General features: G+C 71.9%; 25 protein-coding genes and 2 pseudogenes. 14 read left to right on the forward strand and 13 right to left on the reverse strand.

Annotated elements, in window-relative coordinates:
- Positions 1-35 precede the first annotated feature (35 nt).
- The 6 genes from hypE to AB0B76_RS52685 form a co-directional block, all read right to left on the reverse strand.
- Positions 36-1,097 (reverse strand): hydrogenase expression/formation protein HypE, encoded by a 1,062-nt coding sequence (gene hypE, locus AB0B76_RS52660; RefSeq protein ID WP_360391960.1) that lies wholly within the window; start codon positions 1,095-1,097, stop codon positions 36-38.
- Positions 1,094-2,209 carry a hydrogenase formation protein HypD gene (gene hypD, locus AB0B76_RS52665; RefSeq protein WP_360391963.1) on the reverse strand — a complete coding sequence of 372 codons (1,116 nt, stop codon included), beginning with the start codon at positions 2,207-2,209 and terminating at the stop codon, positions 1,094-1,096. Before hypD ends, hypE begins: the two co-directional genes overlap by 4 nt.
- Positions 2,206-2,496: a HypC/HybG/HupF family hydrogenase formation chaperone gene (locus AB0B76_RS52670; protein ID WP_360391965.1), complete on the reverse strand. Its 291-nt coding sequence runs from the start codon at positions 2,494-2,496 to the stop codon at positions 2,206-2,208. Before AB0B76_RS52670 ends, hypD begins: the two co-directional genes overlap by 4 nt.
- A 5-nt stretch (positions 2,497-2,501) precedes the next feature.
- Positions 2,502-4,841 (reverse strand): carbamoyltransferase HypF, encoded by a 2,340-nt coding sequence (gene hypF, locus AB0B76_RS52675; RefSeq protein ID WP_360391968.1) that lies wholly within the window; start codon positions 4,839-4,841, stop codon positions 2,502-2,504.
- Positions 4,842-5,182: 341 nt separating this feature from the next.
- A complete protein-coding gene (locus tag AB0B76_RS52680) occupies positions 5,183-5,503 on the reverse strand; it encodes a hypothetical protein (protein WP_360391970.1) in 321 nt (106 codons plus the stop codon).
- Between the two features lie 114 nt (positions 5,504-5,617).
- Positions 5,618-6,067: a hypothetical protein gene (locus AB0B76_RS52685; protein WP_360391972.1), complete on the reverse strand. Its 450-nt coding sequence runs from the start codon at positions 6,065-6,067 to the stop codon at positions 5,618-5,620.
- 136 nt (positions 6,068-6,203) lie between these two features.
- On the opposite strand from AB0B76_RS52685, the gene AB0B76_RS52690 reads away from it, so the two are divergent.
- Both AB0B76_RS52690 and AB0B76_RS52695 read left to right on the forward strand, forming a co-directional pair.
- On the forward strand, positions 6,204-6,536 hold the full coding sequence (locus AB0B76_RS52690; RefSeq protein WP_360391974.1) for a hypothetical protein: 333 nt from the start codon (positions 6,204-6,206) through the stop codon (positions 6,534-6,536).
- 162 nt (positions 6,537-6,698) lie between these two features.
- Positions 6,699-7,073 carry a GNAT family N-acetyltransferase gene (locus AB0B76_RS52695; RefSeq protein ID WP_360391976.1) on the forward strand — a complete coding sequence of 125 codons (375 nt, stop codon included), beginning with the start codon at positions 6,699-6,701 and terminating at the stop codon, positions 7,071-7,073.
- On the opposite strand, the pseudogene AB0B76_RS52700 reads toward AB0B76_RS52695, so the two are convergent.
- Positions 7,030-7,158: pseudogene (locus tag AB0B76_RS52700) on the reverse strand (IS3 family transposase); the annotation flags it as partial. The gene AB0B76_RS52695 and the pseudogene AB0B76_RS52700 sit on opposite strands and share 44 nt — an antisense overlap.
- Before the next feature lie 339 nt (positions 7,159-7,497).
- Between AB0B76_RS52700 and AB0B76_RS52705 the strand changes: the two are divergent.
- From AB0B76_RS52705 to AB0B76_RS52740, 8 genes and pseudogenes are all read left to right on the forward strand, one after another.
- Positions 7,498-7,902 carry a nitroreductase family deazaflavin-dependent oxidoreductase gene (locus AB0B76_RS52705; RefSeq protein WP_360391979.1) on the forward strand — a complete coding sequence of 135 codons (405 nt, stop codon included), beginning with the start codon at positions 7,498-7,500 and terminating at the stop codon, positions 7,900-7,902.
- A gap of 301 nt (positions 7,903-8,203) precedes the next feature.
- Complete coding sequence (locus tag AB0B76_RS52710; RefSeq protein ID WP_360391981.1) at positions 8,204-8,692, forward strand: flavodoxin domain-containing protein; 489 nt, start codon at positions 8,204-8,206, stop codon at positions 8,690-8,692.
- A 492-nt stretch (positions 8,693-9,184) separates the two neighbouring features.
- Positions 9,185-9,343: a hypothetical protein gene (locus tag AB0B76_RS52715; RefSeq protein WP_360391984.1), complete on the forward strand. Its 159-nt coding sequence runs from the start codon at positions 9,185-9,187 to the stop codon at positions 9,341-9,343.
- A 29-nt stretch (positions 9,344-9,372) separates the two neighbouring features.
- On the forward strand, positions 9,373-9,618 hold the full coding sequence (locus AB0B76_RS52720) for a hypothetical protein (RefSeq protein ID WP_360391987.1): 246 nt from the start codon (positions 9,373-9,375) through the stop codon (positions 9,616-9,618).
- 215 nt (positions 9,619-9,833) lie between these two features.
- A complete protein-coding gene (locus tag AB0B76_RS52725) occupies positions 9,834-11,654 on the forward strand; it encodes a phosphoenolpyruvate carboxykinase (GTP) (RefSeq protein ID WP_360392072.1) in 1,821 nt (606 codons plus the stop codon).
- The gene (locus AB0B76_RS52730; protein ID WP_360391990.1) at positions 11,651-13,249 is read left to right on the forward strand and encodes a TrkA C-terminal domain-containing protein; all 1,599 of its coding nucleotides are present in this window, start codon (positions 11,651-11,653) and stop codon (positions 13,247-13,249) included. Before AB0B76_RS52725 ends, AB0B76_RS52730 begins: the two co-directional genes overlap by 4 nt.
- A gap of 139 nt (positions 13,250-13,388) precedes the next feature.
- Positions 13,389-13,532, forward strand: a pseudogene (locus tag AB0B76_RS52735) (universal stress protein); the annotation flags it as partial.
- A 113-nt stretch (positions 13,533-13,645) separates the two neighbouring features.
- Positions 13,646-13,777 (forward strand): hypothetical protein, encoded by a 132-nt coding sequence (locus tag AB0B76_RS52740; protein ID WP_360391993.1) that lies wholly within the window; start codon positions 13,646-13,648, stop codon positions 13,775-13,777.
- A 137-nt stretch (positions 13,778-13,914) separates the two neighbouring features.
- Here the strand turns inward: AB0B76_RS52740 and AB0B76_RS52745 are convergent, their stop codons facing one another.
- Positions 13,915-14,220: a DUF4389 domain-containing protein gene (locus AB0B76_RS52745; protein WP_360392075.1), complete on the reverse strand. Its 306-nt coding sequence runs from the start codon at positions 14,218-14,220 to the stop codon at positions 13,915-13,917.
- A gap of 386 nt (positions 14,221-14,606) precedes the next feature.
- The gene (locus AB0B76_RS52750; RefSeq protein ID WP_360391996.1) at positions 14,607-15,134 is read right to left on the reverse strand and encodes a TrkA family potassium uptake protein; all 528 of its coding nucleotides are present in this window, start codon (positions 15,132-15,134) and stop codon (positions 14,607-14,609) included.
- A gap of 185 nt (positions 15,135-15,319) precedes the next feature.
- Here AB0B76_RS52750 and sulP point away from each other — a divergent pair, with 185 nt between their 5' ends.
- Positions 15,320-17,038 carry a sulfate permease gene (sulP, locus tag AB0B76_RS52755; protein WP_360391999.1) on the forward strand — a complete coding sequence of 573 codons (1,719 nt, stop codon included), beginning with the start codon at positions 15,320-15,322 and terminating at the stop codon, positions 17,036-17,038.
- Here sulP and AB0B76_RS52760 read toward each other — a convergent pair.
- Positions 16,990-17,154 carry a hypothetical protein gene (locus tag AB0B76_RS52760; protein ID WP_360392002.1) on the reverse strand — a complete coding sequence of 55 codons (165 nt, stop codon included), beginning with the start codon at positions 17,152-17,154 and terminating at the stop codon, positions 16,990-16,992. The two genes, sulP and AB0B76_RS52760, sit on opposite strands and share 49 nt — an antisense overlap.
- Between AB0B76_RS52760 and AB0B76_RS52765 the strand changes: the two genes are divergently transcribed.
- Positions 17,119-17,475 carry a hypothetical protein gene (locus tag AB0B76_RS52765; RefSeq protein ID WP_360392005.1) on the forward strand — a complete coding sequence of 119 codons (357 nt, stop codon included), beginning with the start codon at positions 17,119-17,121 and terminating at the stop codon, positions 17,473-17,475. The two genes, AB0B76_RS52760 and AB0B76_RS52765, sit on opposite strands and share 36 nt — an antisense overlap.
- 1,029 nt (positions 17,476-18,504) lie before the next feature.
- Here AB0B76_RS52765 and AB0B76_RS52770 read toward each other — a convergent pair.
- The 3 genes from AB0B76_RS52770 to AB0B76_RS52780 form a co-directional block, all read right to left on the reverse strand.
- Entirely contained in the window at positions 18,505-18,909 is a 405-nt protein-coding gene (locus AB0B76_RS52770; RefSeq protein ID WP_360392007.1) for a CBS domain-containing protein, read from the reverse strand.
- An 82-nt stretch (positions 18,910-18,991) separates the two neighbouring features.
- Positions 18,992-19,207: a hypothetical protein gene (locus AB0B76_RS52775; RefSeq protein ID WP_360392009.1), complete on the reverse strand. Its 216-nt coding sequence runs from the start codon at positions 19,205-19,207 to the stop codon at positions 18,992-18,994.
- Positions 19,208-19,694: 487 nt separating this feature from the next.
- The gene (locus AB0B76_RS52780; RefSeq protein ID WP_360392012.1) at positions 19,695-20,378 is read right to left on the reverse strand and encodes an acetyl-CoA hydrolase/transferase C-terminal domain-containing protein; all 684 of its coding nucleotides are present in this window, start codon (positions 20,376-20,378) and stop codon (positions 19,695-19,697) included.
- Between the two features lie 100 nt (positions 20,379-20,478).
- Here AB0B76_RS52780 and AB0B76_RS52785 point away from each other — a divergent pair, with 100 nt between their 5' ends.
- Together AB0B76_RS52785 and AB0B76_RS52790 are read left to right on the forward strand one after the other, a co-directional pair.
- Positions 20,479-20,628 carry a CBS domain-containing protein gene (locus AB0B76_RS52785; protein WP_360392014.1) on the forward strand — a complete coding sequence of 50 codons (150 nt, stop codon included), beginning with the start codon at positions 20,479-20,481 and terminating at the stop codon, positions 20,626-20,628.
- Positions 20,629-20,657: 29 nt separating this feature from the next.
- Positions 20,658-20,984 carry a CBS domain-containing protein gene (locus AB0B76_RS52790; RefSeq protein ID WP_360392017.1) on the forward strand — a complete coding sequence of 109 codons (327 nt, stop codon included), beginning with the start codon at positions 20,658-20,660 and terminating at the stop codon, positions 20,982-20,984.
- The last annotated feature ends 24 nt before the right edge of the window (positions 20,985-21,008 follow it).

The following is a 21,008-nucleotide window of genomic DNA, read 5'->3' on the forward strand; positions in this document are numbered from 1 at the left end:
GTACCGCTGGCCCGCGTAGGGCCGTTCGACCCGCATCAGCAGATCCGCGGCAGCTGCTCGCCGACCAGCATGTCGACGACCCGCCGGCCGCCCATCAGCGTGTTCATGACCACCCGCCCGGGATGTTCGCCCACCACCTCACCCAGTCGGACCGCGCATCGCCCGTCGGGCGCCGATCGCATCGCGGCCAGTAACGCCTCGGCGGACCCGGGTGCGACCACGGCCACCAGGCAGCCTTCGTTGGCCACGTGCAGCGGGTCCAGGCCCAGCAGCTCGCAGGCGGCGGCGACGGGTGCCGGCACGGGCACGGCGGCCTCGTCGATCTCGATCCCGACCCGCGAGGCGGCGGCGAGCTCGTTCAGCGCCGATGCCACCCCGCCGCGGGTCGGGTCGCGCATCACGTGGATCGCCGGCCCGGCCTCGGCCACCATCGTGGCGACGAGCCGGTGCAGCGGGCAGGTGTCGGAGACGATCTCGGCCTCGAAGCCCAGGGCCTCGCGCGCGCTGAGGATGGTCGTCCCGTGCGCGCCGATCGGGCCGGACAGCAGCACGACGTCGCCGGGGCGCGCGAACGCGGCCGAGACCCTGGCGCCCGGCAGCCGGCGGCCCACGCCGGTCGTGGTCACGAACAGGCCGTCCGCCGCGCCCCGCCCCACCACCTTCGTGTCGCCCGTGACGACCGGCACCCCGGCGGCGGCCGCCGCGGCGCCGACCGAGGTGGTGACCCGCCGCAGGTCCGTGATCGGGAAGCCCTCCTCGATGATGTACGCCACGGCCAGCGCCACCGGGTCGGCGCCCATCATGGCGAGGTCGTTGACGGTGCCGTGGACTGCGAGCGACCCGATGTCGCCGCCCGGGAAGAACAGCGGGCTGACCACGAACGAGTCGGTGCTGATCACCAGGTCGATTCCGCCGACCGGGACGACGGCCCCGTCCTCCGGCACCCCCTCGCCGGCGGCGCCGCCCAGGCCGGGCAGCACGACGTCGCGCAGCAGCTCCGCGGAGAGCTGCCCCCCGCTGCCGTGCCCGAGCAGGATCTTCTCGCTCTCCGTGACGGGCACCGGGCAGCCGGCGAGGGCGGGATCGACGGCGGTCATCTTGGCCTCGCCAGGATCGACGGCGTCCGGCGTCGTCCCGCGTTGTAGAAGGCGGCGCAGGTGCCCTCGGTGGAGACCATGGGCGCGCCGAGCGGGGTGCGGGGGGTGCACAGCGTCCCGTACGCCGTGCAGTCCGTCGGCACCCGCGTCCCCCGCAGGATGTCACCGGCGATGCAGGCCGGATGTTCCTTCGCGGTCAGGTCCGCCACCGCGAAGCGCAACTCGGCGTCGTAGCGGGCGAATACCTCGGTGAGCATCAGCCCGCTCTGTGGGATGGTGCCGATGCCGCGCCAGGCGCGGTCACCGATGCGGAACACCCGCCGGATCGCTTCCTGCGCCTCGGTGTTCCCGGATCGCCGTACCGCACGGACGTACTGGTTCTCCACCTCCGCGCGGCCTTCCTCGAGCTGCCGGACGGCCATCAGGATGCCCTCGAGGAGGTCCAGCGGCTCGAACCCCGTCACGACGATCGGGACGTGGTAGCGGTCGCTGATGGGCTCATACTGGGTCCAGCCCATGACCGCGCAGACGTGCCCGGCGGCGAGGAATCCCTGGACCTGGCAGTCCGGCGCGTCGAGGATCGCCGTCATCGCCGGCGGCACCAGCACGTGGCTGACCAGCATGCTGAAGTTGGCCAGGCCGAGCCGGTGGGCGTGCAGCACCGCCATAGCGTTGGCCGGCGCGGTGGTCTCGAAGCCCACCGCGAAGAACACTACCTCGCGATCGGGTCGCTCGGCGGCGATCCGGACCGCGTCGAGCGGAGAATAGACCACTCGGACGTCCGCGCCCCTGGCGCGCAGCGCCAGCAGGTCGGTCGCGGTGCCCGGCACGCGGAGCATGTCGCCGTAAGACGTGAAGATGACCTCGTCGCGCCGGGCGATGGCGAGCGCCTTGTCGATCAGCTCCAGCGGCGTCACGCAGACCGGGCAGCCCGGGCCGTGGATCATCCGGAGGCCGTCGGGCAGCAGCTCGTCGATGCCCTGCCGCACGATGGTGTGGGTCTGGCCGCCGCACACCTCCATCAGCGTCCAGGGCCGCGTCGTCACCGCCTCGATCTCGGCGAACAGGCGGCGCGCGAGGGCCGGGTCGCGGTACTCGTCGACGTACCTCATGGTGCCGTCCTCTCCGCAGGCACCGACCCGAGCGTGCTCTCGGGGGACAGCTCCTGCTCCAAGGCGTCGCCCATGGCCCGGAGGATCTCCAGCGTGCGCTGCGCCTCCGCCTCGTCGACGAGGCTGATCGCGAAACCGACGTGGACGATCACGTAGTCCCCCGCGCGGGCCTCGGGTGCGTAGGCGAGGCAGACCTCGCGTACCACGCCGCCGAAGTCGACCGTACCCATCGTGATGCCGCCGGCATCGGTCGTCTGCAGAATCCGGCCCGGCACACCGAGGCACATGCCGCTCACTCCTTCCGCAGCCGCGCGGCGGCGACCGCCGCCTGGCCGTAGCTGATGCCCCCGTCGTTGACCGGAACCCGCTCGTTGATCAACGGCTCCAGCCCGGCGTCGGACAGGCCACCGAGCAGCGCGTCGGCCAGCAGCTGGTTCTGCATAACGCCGCCGGACAGGCAGACGGTACGCAGGCCGTACCGCGCGGCGATGTCTGCGCAGAGGGTGATGGTCACCGCGGTGATCGTCGCGTGGAAGCGTGCGGCGAGGATCCCGGCGTCGACGCCGTCGCGCCGCGCCTCGAGCAGGGCCAGCAAGGTGGGCGCGACGTCGTACACGAGCACGCCGTCGCGGGTGACGAGGCGCCACGGCAGTGCCGGTGCCCCCCGGCACGGGCCGGCGGCGGCCTCCAGCGCGACCGCCGCCTCGCCCTCGTAGGTCGCGTCGTCGCGCAGGTCGAGCAGCGCGGCGACGGCGTCGAACAAACGGCCCGCGCTCGACGCGACGGGACAGTTGACGCCGCGCGCGACCATCCGCCGCACGGTGGACACCTCGCGTTGCGGCAATCGCCGCAGGAACGATTGGGCCAGGCGCAATGCATCCGCGCGGGAGCGCTCGTCCGGCGGCTCGCCGCCGAACAGGTAGCCCAGGGCCATGCGGGCCGGTCGGCGTACCGCGGCGGCACCGCCGGGCAGCGGAGCCCGGCCGAACCGCGCCACCCGGCGGGACGACACGAGGTCGGCGACAAGCACCTCGCCGCCCCACAGCGTGCCGTCGTCGCCCAGACCCAGCCCGTCGTACGCCACCCCGATGTACGGACCGGTCACCCCGTGCTCGGCGGCGCACGACGCCACGTGCGCGTGGTGGTGCTGCACGCCGACCCGGCGGCTCATCGGCAGCGTGGCGGCGTACTGCGTGGACAGGTAGCCGGGGTGCAGATCGTGGGCGACGACGTGGGGCTCGACGCCCACGACCCGGCACAGGTGCGCCAGGTTCGCCGTGAACGCTTCCATCGTGGGCTGCTGCTCCAGGTCGCCAGTGTGTGGGCCCACGATCGCGGTACCGCCGCGGGCCAACGTGAACGTGTGCTTGAGCTGACCACCCACGGCCAGCAACGGTTCCGGCGCGGGCACCGGAAGATCGATGGGCTCCGGAGAACAACCACGGGCACGCCGCACGATCGACGCGCGCCCGGCGACCACGCGGGTGACCGAGTCGTCGTACCGCGACCGGATCGCCCGGTCGTGCGTGAGGAACCCGTCGGCCAACGCGGCGAGGCGCCGCCGGGCGTCGGCGTCGTCGATCGCGATCGGCTCCTCCGAGAGGTTGCCGCTGGTGACCACCAGTAGGCGGTCGAGGTCCGCGAGCAGCAGGTGGTGCAGCGGCGTGTAGGGCAGGAACAGCCCGAGCCGCGGGGCGCCCGGCGCCACCGCCGGCGCCAGGCAATGGACGGCTCGCGCCTCGACGAGGACCACCGGCCGGGCGACCGAGGTCAGCAGCGCCGCCTCGGCGTCATCGATGCGCGCCAGCCGGCGTGCCGCGACCAGGCTGTCCGCCATGACGGCCAGCGGCTTCGCCGGGCGGTGCTTGCGCGCACGCAACCGGGCCACGGCGACCCCGTCGGTCGCGTCGCAGACGAGCTGGTAGCCACCGAGTCCCTTGAGTGCGACGGTGGCCCCGTCGCGGATGAACGCCTCGGCGGCGCGCAGTGCGTCCTCGCCGTAGACGGCTTCCTCGCCCGGGGCATGCCACGCCAGCCGCGGGCCGCAGGCCGGGCACGCGATCGGCTCGGCGTGGAAGCGGCGGTTGCCCGGGTCGGCGTACTCCCCCGCACACTCGGCGCACATGGCGAACGCACGCATCGTCGTGCGGACCCGGTCGTACGGCAGCGCATCGATGATGGTCGCCCGCGGGCCGCAGTCGGTGCAGTTGACGAACGCGTAACGGTACCGGCGGTCGCCCGGGTTGAACAGTTCGGCCAGACACGCGTCGCACGTGGCGAGGTCCGGCGGTATCCGGCGGAGCTCCGGTCCGTTCCCTGCCGGGCGCCGCCCAACCGACGGCTCGACCCTGAACCCGGCACCGCGGGGCGGCGCACGACCGTCCAACTCCCTGATCCGCACGTCGGACACCCGAGCCCGGGCCGGCGCCTCGGCGCGCAGCCCGGCGGCGAGCGCGGCGATCGCCTCGGGCGTCCCGGCCGCCTCGACCACCACGAGACCGTCGTCGTTGCGGACCCACCCATCGACGCCCAGGCTGCAGCCGAGACGGTAGACGAACGGACGGAAGCCGACGCCCTGTACCGTCCCGTGGACCTCGATGCGGCGCGCCACCCGCGCCTCGATCGCGTTCATACTCTCAGCACCTCGCGCCGCAGCCGATCCGGCCGCCGCGACGACTCATGCCTCAAGCCTCGTCCGGCGTCGCCCCGGTAGTAAGGCCATCCGGCCCGCTCACCCGGGTGATTGGTCCTCATCCTGCACGGGTGAGCAGGGCCGCCGAGGTGTAGCGGCACCGAGTGCCTCCCGTTCCCGGCACAACGTGACCAGGTGGTGCGGCGTGGCGTGGGCTCAACGGGAAGGGTGCCACCGGCGAGGACGATGAGGGTGCTGGCGGCGGCCGTGCTGAGCAGGGTCAGCACCGGGCCGCGGCGCATTGCCAGCATGAGGACGGCAGAGCCTGCGAGGATGCAGTACTACCAGGGCTGGGTGAGAGTGCGGGCCAGCGGGGCGGCCACCGCGTCCGGATGGATCGGTTTGGGCCGACTGCCCGCGCTGAACGCTGCCACGGCGCCGCCCGATCTATGACACAGCAAGGCTTCGGCCATCTGCGATCGGGAGCGGAGACGCAGACCCGGGTGCAACGCCCCGCCGGCCGCGGTGAGCAGCTGCCCGCAGCGAACAAGGTCGAGGCGGTAGTAGCGGTAGAAACGGTAGTAGATGTCGCGGCCGTCGGCGGAGCTGCGGCGAGTCCGGACCAGGTCCGCCTTGCGCAGCAGGCCCAAGTGGTAGGACACAAGGCTCTGCTGCGGTGCCGGTCGCCACCGGGCGCGCCATCGATACTCCCCGATACCCGGCCCGCCGGGCGGCGACTAGCGACCATCGGCGATGGAACGTGCCGTGGTGAGCGGTCACCGACGCCCGGCGGGCGGTTCCGGCTCGCCGGGGTCGTCGATCTCGTCGGCCACCACCTCAATGACGTCCGCGGGTGGCCGGCGCGGCGCCCGCGGCGGTGGCGCGCCGGGGGTCGGCACCCCGATCCGTATGCCGATCGCGGGGCAGCCGACGCCGCCGAGCATCCGCCGCAGCGTCCGGCGGGCGACCTCGTTCTCGACCAGGTCGCTCATGGCCGAGGTGGCCAGACGCTCGGCGGTCGCCGTGAGCAGGACCGCGGAGAGGGTGACGCCGCCGGCGGGCCAGTCGTGCCGGTCGTCGCCGTCGGTGACCACCACGCCGTAGCGGGCGTAGCGGTCGTTGACGTCGACCCGGCTGGTGATGCTCGCGCCGAGGCCCATGGCGGCGAAGTCGCGTATCGGGACGGGACGGGCCCCCCAGCGGCGCCAGGGTGTCGACCGGGACACCGTCTTTGCCCTCGCCGGGCCGGCGGAGCCAGGCGGCGAGTTCGGCGCGGTACGCGGGATCGGCCAGGAGCGCGTCGGATGCCTGCCCGGCGGCCAGTGCAAGGTCGGCGAGACCCCGTGACCAGGTCATCTGCAGGTGCGCGTGCGCGCGGCGCGCGGCTCGGCACAGGCGGTCGATCGACTCGTCGGGCACCGGCCGGTCGGCGAACGGGCGCCGATCCGACCGGCGGGCCCGGATGACGCGACGCAGCCGCTGGGCCTGGGCCGAGGGCTCGGCCACGCCGCGGTATCGGACGACGGCGAGCAGGTCCGGGTCGCTGTCGTCCGGTATCGGTTCCACCGTGAAATCCACTCCGTCGGCCGCGAGGGTGACGCAGGCGTGATGCAGGGCGGCGCCGCAGCTGAGCACGAGCAACCGGCCCGTGGGGTCCAGAGTGGCCAGCCGGCGGTGGCGGTCGGCGAACAGTAGCGCCGTGTCGTGGGTGATGCGCCAGCGCCACGGCTGGGTGTTGAGGATGGAGGGCGCCTGGACGGCGTCCAGCGCCGCCCGGGCGAGTCCACGCACCCCCGCGCTCCGCGTTACACGGTCTCCCCGGTGTAACGCCAGCGTCCGGTCGATGACTGTAATGGTGTGCTGAACGAGACGATCCGCATCGAGGCGTACACCGGTGACCGGAACCGGCTGCGCGACCTCTTCGCGCTGGCCGAGGACGCACCCATCCATCTGGACGCATACCTGCACGCCGGCCGCGTCCTGGTCGCGGTCCACAGCAACGAGATCGTCGGTTACTGCCAGCTGGTCGAGACCGCCACGAGCGGTCAGCTGGAGCTCACGAGTCTGGCGGTACGCGAGTCCGAGCAGCGCCGCGGGATCGGCGCGCGCCTCGTGCGGGCCGCGCTCGACCTGGCCGCCGCCGAGCAGGCGGCCGAGCTCGTGGTCTTGGTGGCCGAGGCGGGAGTGGGCGGCGGATGGTGTTGTAGCGGTGCAGCCACCGGAACACGGTGAGTCGGGCTTCGCGTTCGTCGGTAAACGCTCGGCCGCCTTGCAGGGTCTCGCGTTTCAGTTTCAGGCTGGCGTTGAACGACTCGGCCACCGCGCCCCGATCGCCTACGAGAACACCGCCCGAGCAACACCGACTGCGCTGGCCCCAGCCGCATAACCACGCGTTCCAAGATCAGGAGTCGAGCCCCCACTGGCCCTGGCAGACCCTGTTCAACCGCGTCCACGCCCCGCCAGCCACGGCCTGACCCCGGACCAATCGCCCGCCCCAGGCCCGACCACCGCCACGGAGCACGCCGGAACGCCCGGCAGGTCCACGGGCCGGGGCAACAACGACCCACCGGCCCTGGTCCAGAAGCTGCCGGTGCGGCACGCTTGATTCACTAGCTTCGATGCCGATCAGCGCCCGCACGAAGAAGGCGGGTGGCCGATGCCGTTTTCACGGGTGCTGACCAATGTCACGCGCGGTCGGGTGAACCGGATCATGTTGCGCTCCGCCGGTCATGCCGCATTCGCCGATCTGGAGCCGGTGGGTCGCCGCTCCGGCACCGTGCGCCACACGCCGGTGCGGGCCTTCCGGGTCGGCGACACGGTGATCGTCGGGCTCAAGTTCGGGCCTCGATCGGACTGGTACAAGAACATCACATACGCCGGCACCTGCCGGATGCGCCCGGGCAAAGAGCACCTCACCCTCGGCGCCCCGTATGTCGTACCGGTCGAGCAGGGCACCCGCGACATCCCGCGTCTGTTCCGGTTCGGACTACGGCACCTGGCGCACACCAAGGAATGCGCGATCCTGCCCGTCCCAACGCGCCAGCAGCATACAACCACATGATGGCACGTGGCCGCCTTACCGGACGCTCGTGGAGCTCACCTATCTGGGCGGTACGCTCCCGGCCGACGCGAGCGACGCCTTGGCCCGAGCGGTCCGGGCTCATCCTGAACTCCACCGATGTTCCCGGACGTGGTCAAACGTGCCAGCTTGTGGGTTCGGCCGGTTGATACCTGCATCAGGTGCCGGTCTGGACGCTTGCTTCGAGGTGCGCGCCAGCCTGCCCTTCGACCCGGAGCCACGGGCCGAAGGACCCTCCTGTCTGCGCTCGCTCGTGGCTAGCGTCGGCTCGGGAAGGACAGAGATGCGCGTTCTGGTGACCTATGCCGACGATGACGGCGCCTCCGAGGATACGGCTCGCCTGATCGGTGACGCACTGGTGTGCGACGGAATCGAAAGCGTCGTGCGCCCCGTGGAGACCGCAACCCTTGGGGATTTCGACGCGGTGATCCTCGGCAGCACGGCCCGCGCTGGCCACTGGCCACGCCGCGCCATACGATTCGCTCTCACGCAACGGCACGCCCTGCGCCGCGTGCCGGTCTGGCTGTACTCCAACAGCCCAGCCGGTGACGCATTCGCACCCGAGCAACGGATCGACATCACGCCTGTCGAGGACGCACTCACCCCGCTGGACCACCGCCCGTTCCTGCCCGCCGCACCTACCGTGGGCTGGCCCCCGCAAGCGTTGCAGCCCGACCAGGGCGAGGTACGCGGCTGGGCACACCAGATCGCCACCGCACTACAGACGGCCGGTCCAATAGTAGAAACGCCGTTCGCTCCCGCGGTGTCATGACACGTCCGCGCGGCAACAGCCTGCCGGCACTGTACGGGCTCGACATCCGGTCGCTCGCCTACGGCACCGGTGACGCCGAAGTCCGCCGGCGGCGCCGCACTCGCGCAGGCCTCGCGGCATACCGCGAGGCGGGCCTGGCCGCTGTCCGGCACGCCGCCGCAGGCGTCGGCCGTCGAGACAGTCGAGGCCGAGCTGACCGTCACCCGCCAACGCGTGCGGGCCTTGGAACGCCACTGGATCGAAAGCTGGAGAAGGACAGTGGCTCGGTGCAGATGGACGAGTTCAAAGCCGCCGACGCAGTGCGCCAACGCTGGACAGGGCAGCGGCCACGGTGACCGCCAGCTGCATGCTCACCCTCACTGCCCGGCCGGCTCGGGACTTCCGCCTCAGCCGCACCGGGCGCGCGAGGCGCAGGATTGAACTGGCGGCAGACTCACGCTGCCGCCGTGGACAGAAGGGAGCCTGGCCATGGGGTCAAGATCCAAGCAGCTGTTGTGGTTCGTCGCCGGGGTCGCCGTCGGGTTCGCGGCGGCGTCGATCGATGAAATTCTGATGTTGGTGGCCCGGCGTCCGTCACCAGTCGACGCGGACGCTGCCGAACCGGCGCTGCGACTCGACGTCGAAGAGCAGGCGATCCGCTCGACGACCTGACCCGTGCGGTCGCGTTCTACCACGACGTCGTGGGCCTGCCTGTGGCCAAGCGGTTCGACGCGATGGGCATGGTGCTGTTCGAGGTCGGCAACGAAACGCCCGGGCTGGGCGTCGGCGTTAGCGACACGCCGCGCGCGGGGCGGGCCGAAGATCTGGTTCGGGCGCCCGACGCGCGCGGCTCGGCCGCGGAAATGGCCGCGAGCGGCATCACGCCAGCGCCGGAACCGTTCTGCTCGGGACTTTGGTCACTACGCGTCCAGTTCGCCCCTACCTAGGTTTGAGGGATGGACATGGCCGAGTTCCAGCGCCGCGTGCGGCGCCCACCCAGCCGCCGACCGGCCTCGACCCGGCCGGGCCGGCCTGGGCGACAGCCGGAGGCCTGACCTGCGCGCCGGCCGACGATTCCCAGGTCGTAGGTCCTGGGGCCGTGGTGCCTGCGGCTCTGCCCCGCTCCGGCGTATCGGGCTGGAATGCGGACGGCCGAGAAGCACTGCGACAGACAGGATCGGACCATGGACCATCAGTCCCAACCACACACTCCCGCCTTCGCGCCTGGGTGTCCGCGACCGCCGCCCTGACCACACCTGACGAGGTCGTCTGGTGCGACGGCTCGGAGGCGGAGTGGCAGCGGCTCACCGACCAACTCGTCGAGTCGGGCACCTTCGTCCGGCTCAATCCGCAGCTGCGGCCAAACAGCTTCCTCGCCCGTTCGGACCCGTCCGACGTCGCGCGCGTCGAGGACCGCACCTACATCTGCACCCCGGACCCGGGCGACGCCGGCCCCACCAACAACTGGGCCGACCCCACCGACATGCGCCGCACCCTGGGGCTGCGGCTCGCGGGCGCGATGCGGGGCCGCACGATGTACGTCGTGCCATTCTGCATGGGGCCGCTCGGATCGGAGATCTCGCAGCTCGGCGTCCAGATCACCGACTCGCCGTACGTCGTCGTGTCGATGCGGATCATGACGCGGATGGGCAAGGAGGCCCTCGACCTCATCGGCGACGACGGCGACTTCGTCAAGGCGTTGCACAGCGTCGGCGCGCCAGTCGGGCCGGGCGCGCCGGACGTGCCGTGGCCGTGCAGCGCGACGAAGTACATCACCCACTTCCCCGCGGAACGCGAGATCATCTCCTACGGCTCCGGCTACGGCGGCAACGCGCTGCTGGGCAAGAAGTGCTACGCGCTGCGCATCGCGAGTGTCATGGGCCGCGACGAGGGCTGGCTCGCCGAGCACATGCTCATCTCACGCCTGACGAACCCGGCCGGCGAGGTCCGCCACATCGCCGCCGCATTTCCGTCGGCCTGCGGCAAGACCAACCTCGCCATGCTCATCCCCACCCTGCCCGGCTGGACGGTGGAGACGATCGGCGACGACATCGCGTGGATGCGCTTCAACGCCGACGGCGAACTGCGCGCCATCAACCTCGAGAGCGGCTTCTTCGGCGTGGCACCCGGCACCGGCCCGCAGACCAACCCCAACGCGCTCGCCACGCTGTACGCCAACTGCATCTTCACCAACGTGGCGCTGACCGACGACGGCGACGTCTGGTGGGAGGGCCTCACCGACGAGCCGCCCGCGCACCTCGTCGACTGGCGCGGCGAGGACTGGACGCCGGACTGCGGCCGCTTGTCGTCGCATCCCAACGCCCGGTTCACCGCCCCGGCCGCGCAGTGCCCGTCACTCGCCGACACCTGGGAGGACCCGGCCGGGGTACGCGTGGACGCCATCCTGTTCGGCGGCCGGCGCGCCGGCGTGGTACCGCTGATCGTCGAGGCCCGGGACTGGGCGCACGGGGTGTTCCTCGGGGCGACGGTGTCGTCGGAGACCACCGCCGCGGCCGTGGGGGCCGTCGGCCAGCTGCGCCGCGACCCGTTCGCGATGCTGCCGTTCTGCGGGTACAACATGGCCGACTACTGGGCGCACTGGCTGGAGACCGGTCAACGGCCCGGCGTGCGGGCGCCGCGGATCTTCCACGTGAACTGGTTCCGCAAGGCGGCCGACGGCCGCTGGCTCTGGCCGGGCTTCGGCGACAACAGCCGCGTCCTGGCGTGGATCTTCGACCGGTGCGGCGGCGCCGGCGCGATCCTGAGCCCGATCGGCAACCTGCCCGAGCCGGGCGCGCTGGACACCACCGGGCTGGACATCTCCGCGGCCGGCCTGGCCGAACTGTTGCGCGTCGACGCCGATGAGTGGCTCCGCGAGACGGAACTGATCGGCGACTGGTTCGCGCGCTTCGAACGCCTACCCGCCGCGCTGGGCGAGGAACTCGCCGGACTGCGGGCGCGTCTGTCCGCGGCCCGGTCGTGATCGTCGATTCCCTCTCCGGGAACCCGCTGCTCACCCTGTTCGTGGTCGTGGGCGGCGGGTTCCTGGTGGGGAGGGTCCGGATCGGCGGGTTCAGCCTCGGCGTGGCGGGGGTGCTGTTCACCGGGATCGCGTTGGGCGCGCTGGATGCGCGCCTCAAGCTGCCGGAGATTGTGTACCTGCTGGGGCTCGGGCTGTTCGTGTACACCATGGGGCTGTCAGCCGGCCCGGGGTTCGTCGGGTCGCTACGCCGGGCCGGGCTGCGCTGGAACGCCTTCGCACTGGCCGCGATCGCGGGCGTCGCGGTGCTGGTGGTGGCCCTGTCGTGGCTGCTCGACCTGGGCCGCGCCAAGGGCGCCGGATTCTTCACCGGCGTGCTGACCAACACCCCCGCGCTGGCCGGGGTGGTGGAACGGCTCGACGGCGGGCCCGACGCCAACCTGCCGGTCGTGGCGTACTCCCTGGCGTACCCGGTCAGCGTGCTGGCCTGCCTCGTCGGCATCAGCGTGCTGCAACGCGCCTGGGGCGTCGACTACGCCGCGGAGGCCCGCGCCGCGCACCTGACCGAGCAGCCGATCCACAACGCGACCGCGGACGTGCGACGGCCGGTGACCGTCAAGGACGTGGTCCGGGCCACCGGCGGCCGGGCGCTGATCGGCCGGGTGGCGCACGCCGGCGAAGTGACCGTGGCGGAGCCCGACCTGCGGCTGTGTCCGGGCGACCGGGTGACGATCGTGGGCGAGCGGGACGCCATCGCCGACGCGACGGCGATCGTCGGCGAGGCCGCGCCGGAACGGCTGGACACCGACCGCAGCCGGCTGGACGTGCGGCGGATCTTCGTGTCCGACCCGGATCTCGTCGGTCGGCGGATCAAGGAACTCGACCTGGCCCGGCGATTCGGCGCGACGATCACCCGGGTCCGCCGCGGCGACACCGACTCGCTGGCCGACCTGAACACCGTCCTGGAGCTGGGCGACCGGGTGCGGGTGCTGGCCCCGCCGACGCGGATGAAGGAGATCAGCCGGTACTTCGGCGACTCGTACAAGGAACTGGGCGAGGTCAACATCGCGTCACTGTCCCTGGGCCTCGCCCTGGGACTGCTGCTCGGCACGGTGAGCCTGCCGCTGCCCGGCGGCGGCCAGCTGAGCCTCGGCTTCGCGGGCGGGCCCCTGGTGGTCGGGCTGCTGCTGGGCGCCCGGCGGCGCATCGGGCCGCTGGTGTGGCAGTTGCCGAACAATGTCAACTGGTCGTTGCGCCAGATGGGGCTGGTGCTGTTCCTCGCCGGGATCGGCACCCGCGCCGGCCAGTCGTTCGTCGCAACGGTGGCCACCGGGGACGGGGCGAAGCTGGTCGCGGCGGCGTTCGTCGTGTGCCTGTTGGTCACGGTGGGCGTGCTGTGGCTCGGGCACCGGGTGCTGCGCTGGCCGATGGGCGTGGCCACGGGCGTGCTGGCGGCCGTGTGCACCCAGCCGGCGACGCTCGGCTTCGCCGTCGAGCAGGCCGACAACGAGCTGCCCGAGCGCGCATACGCGGCGGTGTACCCGACGGCGATGATCGTGAAGATTCTCCTCGCCCAGATACTGCTCACGGTGCTGTAGCCGCGGTTGGTCGGGTCCGCACGGACCGATCGAGACCGCCGAACGCGAGGCGTTGGAGGCATCGATGACCGGCTGGCGCGAGAAGTCCCCGACCGTCGATGTCGAGGCCCTGCTCGCCGTCGGCCGAGCGGCCTAGGTGCTCATCGGCGTCTCGCGCACGGCGCAGCTCGTCGTGGTCGGCAGCCGCGGACACGGCGGCTACACCGGGCTCTTGCTCGGCTCCGTCGGCCCGCAGCTCGTGCAGCACGCCGAGTGCCCGGTGCTGATCGTCCACGCTCGCGGCTCCGCGGCCCTCCGGCTGGAGTCGAACACACCTGACGAGGAGCACCGGGACCTTCGGCCCTGGCGATCAGCTCCAGGCAGGTCGACCGTTGGCTACGGAGGGAGTTGAATTCGATGAAGCTCACGGCAACGCTGCGGACATCCACGCTGCGTCATGCATCGACCCGCAGGATGCAGCCATCGGCGATGGTCGCGCGACTCGAACGGTACAAGGACGAACTGCCGCCGCGGCTCAACGTCGGCTGACCAGGACGGATTCCTGCCGGCCACGTCCTTGCGGAGTACGCGGTCGGCGGGGTCCGGTATCCAGACCCGCGGCGCTCTCCCCGCTTGCCTGGTGGCCGCGTCCACGGCGACGCGGCCATCACGCGGTCGGCCGGCCGCTACGCCGGACCGCCGGTGGACACCGGGGCCGGTGGCGTGCCCGCCGGCGGCCCGTCCGGACCGCCGACCGGCTCCGCCCCGCCGAGGTCGAGAGCGAACGGCGGATACCGGTCGGTGAGCAGCGCGACGTACGCGCCGACCCGCAGGTACCAGCGCCACGCCCCGACGAGCAGGTCGTACAGGCCACCCGGGCACCGGCCGGTGAACAGCAGCGCCACGCCGGCGAAGAACACCGCCAGTGCCGCGACGCCCGGCGCAGTGAACCGCGTACCGTCCTCGGCGACCCGGCTGAAACTGGTCGTCAGCGCGGCTGACGATCAGGATATGCGGCAGCGCGAAAAGCCACGCCACCAGCGGCAGCCAGCGCTTCGGCGCCGCCGGCCCGTCAACCTCCAGGCGGGCCGGGTAGTCCGGCACGTCAGCGAGCGTGAACGGCGGATACCGGTCGGTGCCGAGCACCCAGTAGCCGTAGTACCCCACAAGCGGTCTGCGGATCGACGGTCTGCGAATCGATCCGTGCCCCGGGACCGCCGGCCCGGGACCGGTCGGGGCCTCCGGCCGTGGTGATCCGCGCCAGCATGCCCGAGCCTGAAGGTCTGACCGCCAACGTCGTCGCGGTCAAGGGCACCGGCGAGACTCCTCGGCGCTGCGGCGCGGGTCCGGCGAGTCCGGCGGCGCACGCGGGACGGGGTCACTGAAATGCCGCTTCGATGTCCTGCTTGGTCGCGGTGGCCGTGATAACGAGCAGCACATCGCCGGGTTGCATGCGGTGGTCGGGCCCAGGCACCGCGGGCTGCCCGTCGCGGATGACGGCGGCGACGACGGTACCCGACGGCAGCGGCACGTCCGCGAGGGCGCGCCCGGCCGTCGCCGACTCGGGCCGGATCCGGGTCTCGATGAGGGTGACGCCCGCTGCGGCGAGCCGCATCAGTCCAACGGTCTGCACGCCACCCGTCGCCTCCTCGATCAGCGCCACCATCGGCCCTTCGGCGGGCAGTGCGACGTCGACACCCCAGCGTTGGTCGAACAGCCAACCGTCGTCGCGGTCGTTGACGCGGGCGAGTACCCGAGGCACCGCGAACTGGCGCTTGGCCAGCAGCGAGATGACGAGGTTGTCCTCGTCCTCTCCGGTGGCGGCCACCACGAGATCGGCGTTGAGCGCCCCGGCGCGTTCGAGGACGTCGGGCTCGCAGGCGTCGCCCTTGACCTGGCGGAACACCGGGAAGGTCTGGAAGAGTTCGGGGGTCTTCGCGGGCCATCCGCCGCTTGGCGCCAGGCAGGTCGACCAGCCAGCGGGCAATGCTGTACAGCGGCGGTCGCGAGTTCGGCGATGCGGTGTTCGACCGCGTCCCTTCGGAACCCCCGGAAACGGGACGCAGCGCCTGCTGGGCCTATCGTGATCGGATGGCCAACGCAGGGGCGACCGGGCGGCGCTGGGTCCGGCTGGTGCCGGGCATTGCCCCGCTGCGCGGGTACCGCCGGTCCTGGCTGCGCGGCGACGCGCTGGCCGGCCTGACGATCGCCGCTTACCTGGTGCCGCAGGTGATGGCGTACGCGACGCTCGCGGGTCTGCCGCCAGTGGCGGGCCTGTGGGCGGTCCTCGCGCCGCTGGCCGTCTACGCCGTGCTCGGCTCGTCCCGCCACCTGTCTGTCGGCCCGGAGTCGACGACCGCGCTGATGACCGCCGCGGTGGTCGCCCCGCTCGCCGGCGGCAGTCCCACCCGCTACGCGGCGCTGGCCGCGGCGCTCGCCGTGGTCGTCGGCGTGCTCTGCCTTGCCGCCGCCGTCGCGCGCCTGGGTTTCCTTGCGGACCTGCTGTCGAAGCCGATCCTGGTGGGGTACCTGACCGGCGTCGCGATCATCATGATCATCGGCCAGCTCGGCAAGGTGACCGGGATACCGGTGACCGGCGACACCCTCGTCGAGCAGGTTATCTCCGCCGCGCGAAACATCGGCCAGATCGACCCGGGGACCCTCGTGTTCTCCGTCGCCGTGCTGGTCCTCTTGTTCGTCATGCACTGGCGGTGGCCGCACCTGCCGGGGCCGCTGTTGACCGTCCTGCTCGCCACCGCTGCGGTCGCCGTGTTCGGCCTGCGGGAACGAGGTCTCGCCGTCGTGGGTACCGTCCCGCGAGGGCTGCCCACGCCGGCCCTGCCGGGCATCGGTGACCTCACCCACCTGCTGCTGCCGGCGGTCGGGCTGATGGTCGTGGGCTACACCGACACCGTGCTGACCGCGCGCGCGTTCGCCGCCCGCGGCGGCTACCGCATCGACGCCAACCAGGAAATGCTCGCTCTCGGCGTAGCCAACGTCGTCACCGGCGCCCTGCGGGGCTTCCCGGTCAGCAGCAGCGGCAGCAGAACGGCGATCGGATTCGCCGCCGGTGGCCGCACCCAGGTGAGCTCGGTGATCACCCTGGGGGCGGTGATCGGGGTACTGCTGTTCGCCGCGCCGCTGCTCCAGCTGTTCCCGGTCGCGGCCCTCGGCGCCCTCGTCGTCTTCGCCGCCGTACAGCTCATCGACGTCGCGGGATTGCGACGCCTGGCGGCGTTCCGCCGCAGCGAGCTGCTCCTGGCGGTGGCGACGATCGTCGGTGTCCTCACGCTCGACATCCTGTACGGCGTGCTGTTCGCCATCGGGCTGTCGGCGGCCGAGCTGCTGCGCCGGGTGGCCCGGCCGCACGACGCGATCCAGGGCGTGGTTCCCGGCCTGGCCGGCATGCATGACATCGACGACTACCCACAGGCAACCACAACCCCGGGGCTGCTGGTGTACCGGTACGACTCCCCGCTGTTCTTCGCCAACGCGGAGGACTTCCGCCATCGGGCGCGCGCCGCCGCCGAGAGCGCCGCGACGAGGTGGTTCGTGCTCAACACCGAGGCCAATGTCGAGGTCGACATCACCGCGCTGGAAGCGCTTGACAACCTCCGCAAAGAGCTGACCGACCGCGGGGTGGTGTTCGCGATGGCGCGCGTCAAGCGCGACCTGCAGGACCAGCTCGACGCCTACGGACTGACCGCGTCGATCGGGACGGACCGCATCTTCCCCACCCTGCCGACCGCCGTGGCCGCCTATCAGGACTGGCGACGCCACCACGACGAGCCGCCGGGTTCGCCGCCGTGATGGTGTCCTGGGCGGCCCGGTCTGGGATCCTGCCCGATCGGGACGATCGGCCCTGGTCGCCGGACGGCGCCGACCGCCTCGTGCCCGAGCACGCACCCGGGCTGCACCGCCGGCACGTCACCGGCGAGGATGTGCAGATCCGTGCCGCAGATCGGGTGGCCCCGTACGGCGTGACCAATTGGGTGCGCAATGCCCGCGCTGCCGGTCAGGTGACGCTGCGTCGAGCCGGGCGCCGGGAGACGCTGCGGGTGACCGAGGTGCCTGCCGCGGACCGGGTACCGATCCTGCGCCAGTACTGGCGCGAGGTACCCGTCACCCGCAAGTTCTTCGGGACGACCTCCACCTCCAGCGACGAACTGTGGGCCGCCGAGGCACAGCGCCACCCAGTGTTCCATCTCGCCGACACGGACAGCGCAGTGCCAGACGGCCGGTCCTGAGCACCAGCGGGCAACCAGCAAAGGCTTGATCGTGACCCGCGCGGACCTGCTGCCGCTGAACGCGCAGAACGAGGGCATCACCGCCACCTACGTGGCGGGCATCCTCGAGGTCCTTGTGCCGCTCGCCGGCGCGCTGACCCTCGGCGTCGACCGGGAAGTTCCGCGGCCGCGCACCTCCAGTCCGGCGCCCGCACATCTACCGGTGAGGACCGCCGCCCGCCGACATGGCCGTTGTCGGAATGACCTTTGGCCGTGGCCGCCGCGGCGGGCGGCTCCTAGCGTGGTCGCTGGAGGCCGCATCCGGCGGGCAGGGAGGGCTGCGGAGGGGGTGAGACCGATGGGTGCGTTCATCGTCGTCGCAGCGGTCGTGGCCGGGGTCTACGTCGCGCTGATGGCGATGTATGCCATAGCGATCCGCACTCGTACGACCCACCTTCTCCGCCAGCCCGACAAACTGGACCGCCCTCGACAGCACGGCGCCCGGACGCGAGGATTGCCGCATCCAGAGCCGGGAAAGCGGACCGGTGTGAAGGAGTTCGCGGACTCCTTCCTGGGCGCTCAGGCGCGGACTGAGGTCATCGACGCACCACACCGTGCGACGCATCTGAGCCTCGGCGGGGCCATGTGCAACCTTCGCCTCGCCCTGGCCGCCGAGGGCCGGGCCTCACGACTGCGGCCGCGGCCGCTTCGCCAGCCTGCCGCTGGGCCCGGTGAGCCGGGCCGTCGTCCACCACACCGTGTGCCTGGTGGCGATGGTCCGCTGAACCCAGAGCCGCCGGCCGTGGCCCGGCGGCCCAGAGCCGCCGGGCTTGCGCCACGTATCACCGGGCAAGTTGGCGCGGGCCGGGCCAGTCCTCAGCCGGTCCGTTCCGCCGCGCGGACGGCGTCCACCCCAGCCGTGGTACCGGCGAGCGCCTCGACGATCCGCAGTTCGGTGTCGTCGTCCAACGCCCCGGCGACCGTCGCGGTGCCACCCTGGACGGCGACCGGCCAGCGGCGCTGCCCGCCCGCTCAGGTGTCGAGACGTCGCTAGGCGTCCCGCTGCGCCGACGCCGCGGTCGGGAGCAGGGTGCGCAGCACGTCGCAACGGCTGACGACGCCGATGACGTGCTCGTCGACGACCACCGGCACGGTGTGCGCCCCGTGCTCGACCATGGCCTGCGCGACGGCAGCGACGTGGGCTTCCGGCCAAGCCGCCATCGGCAGGCCGGACATCGCCTCACGAACCCGGAGCGGCCCTGCGGCCAGGCGCGTCCGGGCCAGCCGCTGACGCAGCAGGTCCAGCTCGCTGACCATCCCGACGAGCATGCCGTCGTCGTCCACGACCGGCGCGGCCGTGATCGACCGCTCCTCCAGCAGCGCCACCGCGTCGCCGAGCGGCGCATCCGCACGGACCGTGCAGGCCGGCGAACTCATGATGTCCTTGACGCGCATCGACTGCTCCCTTCGTGTAGGGCGGCCGACCGGTACCCCGAGGCGAACCGTCGGCGGGGCTCCCGGTGGCGGCCGCCGGGTGCTACCGGGCCGCCCCGGCCGTCATCGTGGCCGTCAGCACCTCGGCCTGCAGCCGGACCGGGTCCGTGGCCGAGTCGAGCAGCAGCCGGACCACCGCGGTCAGCATCTCGATCTGCCGCTCGGCGCGGCACATCCGCAACGCCATGTCCCCGGTCTGCGTGCTGGGCCGCATGCACTCGACCAGACCCTGCTCCGGCGCGATCATCGTCGTCGACATCGCCGTCGCACCTCCCCCATCTCCACTCCGGGTGTTCCCTCCGCCTCAAGCCTCCGGGCGTGGACGGCCGCCCGTACAGGCCTTTCGCCCCGTACTTCGAGGCCCGTTGCCGCCGCCCCACGCGCCGGAAAGCGCGCGCCCGAGCAGGCCGCCACGACACGACGCAGACTGGCATCGTGGACGTTGGGCGAGAGGTGAGCTCGCGATGAACGCAGCCAACGGCAGCGGCAGACCGGGCGCCACCGGGAACTGCTGACTGGCAAGCGGGAGGCGGCCGAATAGTACGAACGGCCCGCCGCCGACCCCGGCCGCGGCTGCGATCCCGGGGCTCGCGGGCACCTACGCCAACGCCGGTTCGTCGTGGGGCCGGTGCTCTGAATACACCGAGCCGATCCGCCAGGTGACGCCGTCGTAGGAACCTGCATAAGCGACGCGTTCGCCGGGATGGTCGAAGGCGCCGTCGTCGGTGGGACGGAAAACGCCCGCGTCAGGTCAGCGGCAGGCCGAGCTCCCGGCCGGCCGCGCGGAGGCCGTCGCGGGCCGCCGGATGAGCGGCCTGGTCGAGGATCTGCGGCGCCTGCTCGACCGAGTCACGGCCCCAGATCCGGGCGGTGCCCTGCTCGGTGACGATGTAGCTGTGTTGGAAGGACGTCACCGGCCCGGACAGCAGCGACACGACGGCCGATACGTCGGCCTTCGGGTGCCATGACCGCAACGCGATGACAGCGTGGCCGCCCGGGGAGTGCATGGCGCCGACGATGAAGTCGGTCTGCCCGCCGAAGCCGGAGTGCGTCCGGTGGCCGATCCGGCTCGCGTTGGCCTGCGCCAATGAGACACGGCTCACGGGCTGGGCCTGGACGAGATCCAGCGTGCCCGCCTCCTCGTCACCGGCGATCGCCCTGACGCCGGCGGAGATGGCGAAGACGGCGACCAGGATGGGTACCAGCAGACCGAACACACTGACCGCGAAGTAGTTTTCGGGTTTGGTGTAGTCCTCCATGTGTAGCGCTTCTTTGACCGACGGCGGGAACGAGTTCAACGCGTCGGCCATCGCCGGGTTGTTGATGCTGGGGTAGAACGAGGCGTACATGGCCGCGATCGCGGTCAGTGCCAGGATCCATCCGATCCACGTGCGACGGTTGTCCCGCATCGACTTCCAGAAGACGCGCATCACGCCTCATCATGCCGGTAGTAGGTGAAGAAGAGCTCTTCGAGCTCGAGCTCCTCGCTGGTCAGATCCACGACGTGATAACGGGCCAGTGCCTTCACCAGTGCTGGAACGCGAACGGATCACCGCGGTCCCCGTCGTCGACGACCAGGGCGCGCTGGTTGGTTCGATCAGCGCCCTGGACGTGCTGCGGCAGGGCACCGCCGCGGGTACCCATGCTGGGACGAACCGTGGCGCCGAGTCGTGGACGTGATGTCCGGACCTCCGGTGGCCGGTTGGCCGGTGGACGAGGTCGCCGACATCGCCCGGCTCATGGTCGAGCAGGGTCTGCACGTTGTCCCCATCGTCACCGACGATCACGTGATCGGCGTGGTCAGCCGCACTGAGGTGCTGCGCACCATCATGCCGACCGACGAGGCTGCGGGCCAGGAGGCACAGCGGCGGCTGGACGCCTACGCCGGCGGGGAGCGCCGTTCGACGATCACCGTCGAAGACGGCGCCGCGCTGCTCAGTGGCAACCTCGACAACGCAACCGAACGCAACGTGGTCGCCGCGCTCGTGGAGACAACCACCGAGATCGACACCGTCCGCATTCGCGCCCAGCCCTGACCCGCCGAACCGCAGGTCATCGCC

The sequence above is a fragment of the Dactylosporangium sp. NPDC049140 genome (assembly GCF_040648435.1).